This window comes from Burkholderia sp. Ac-20353 (assembly GCF_017104785.1).
Classification (GTDB): Bacteria; Pseudomonadota; Gammaproteobacteria; order Burkholderiales; family Burkholderiaceae; genus Burkholderia.
Window position 1 is genome coordinate 1 of the sequence record NZ_JAAGPL010000474.1, and the last position, 1566, is coordinate 1566.

Sequence of the window (1566 nt, forward strand, 5' to 3'; positions counted from 1 at the left end):
TAGATCCGGCCCGGCACCGCGGTCTGGCCCGGCGCCTGGTTCGACACGACCGACGGCGTATAGGCCGTCACCGACACCTTCGAACCCGGCGCCTCGATCAGCGAACCACCCTGGAACCAGACGGAGCTGGCCGTCATCGTGATGCCGCCCGGCGTGAAGGTCGTACCCGGCGTCGACGTCGCGGTCTGGCCGTTGTTGTCCGGCAGCACCGCCGTCACCGATCCCGGCCCGAAGCTCAGCAAGCCAGCGCGGTTTATATTGTCGACTCCGCTCAGGACCTGATTCCGATACGGATTACCCAGCGGATTGTTCGACGCATACTCGTCCGCCGTCGAAATCGTGATCGTGCCCGGCGTATTCACGCTCGTCGTGACGCCCACCACGCCGTTCTGCGCGACCCGGCTGCCCAGCAGGTTCACGTTGCCGCGCGCGGCCTGGGTGATGCCCGTATTGGTCAACGTGCCGGCGGGCGTCACGTCGATCGACGCTCCAGTGACCGGGTCGACCGTGACGATCTGTCCGCTCAGCTCCGGCAGCAGGACCTGCGGATTGGCCGTCCCCCCGGCGCCGTTGGGCCGCAGACTGACCCCCACACCCGCCGCAAGTACGACCTGCCCCGACGTCGCCGAAATGCTGCCCGCGTTCGACACGTTCGGTGCGGCGACCAGCACAAAACCGCCGTCGCTGACCGTGCCGTTGGTGTGCGTCGTGATCGATGCGCCCGGCTCGATCGTGATGTCACCCGGCGCCTGGTACGTGCCGATCAGCGTCACCTGATTACCGAGCCCGAGCACCTCGTTCGGATTGCCCGACGACCCGACCGTCCCGCTCGAACTCCCCGACTCCGGATACGCGAGCCCGCCCGTCGTGCCGGCCGGCAGGCTCAGGAACTGCTGGTTGCTCGCGGCGATATCCGCAGCCGTCGGCATCAGCTGGTTCTTCATGTCGAGCAGGTTCAGCGACGACGCGACTAGCGAATGCACGTTCACCTGCGAACCGGCCCCGAACAGCACGCCGTTGCGGTTGATCACATACACCGCGCCCTGCGCAGTGACGTTGCCGAGAATCTGGCTCGGCCGACCGCTCGGATCGTTGATCCGGTTCAGCACCGCCCAGTTGTTCGCGCCGTTCGTCTGCGCGCCCGCCGACTGGTCGAAATTCAGCGTCGTCTGCCGCCCGACGTTCATCGTCTCCCACGTCAGCACCGCGTTCTGTCCGGTCTGCTTCACGTCGACGTTCACGTGGCCGCTGCTGTTGACCGTCTGCTGCGGCTCGTTCGCGTTGACCCACAGCAGCGGATTGGTCGCGTCGGTGTTCTGGCTGACCCGGTCGCCCTTGTCGTTCGTCACGAAGGTGATGCCCGCTGCCACTTGCAGGCCGCCCGGTACGAGCCCGTTCGGCACGGTCGACGGCAACCCGGCCGCCGCCGCGGCCGCACTCTGCTGCGCGGCGATCTGCGCGGCCACCGCCTGCGCTGCATGCCCGAGGTTGCGGATCGACGGCTGGCTCGCCTGCAGCGCCTGCTGCGCCGACACGCCGAGGTTCGGCACGCCCGGCACGCCGCTG

The 1566-nt window shown here is 67.9% G+C and carries 1 protein-coding gene; it reads right to left on the reverse strand.

What is annotated here, in order from left to right; translation table 11 throughout:
* On the reverse strand, window positions 1–1566 hold a 1566-nt coding region (locus G3N94_RS41400; protein ID WP_205799916.1), incomplete at both ends, for a filamentous hemagglutinin N-terminal domain-containing protein.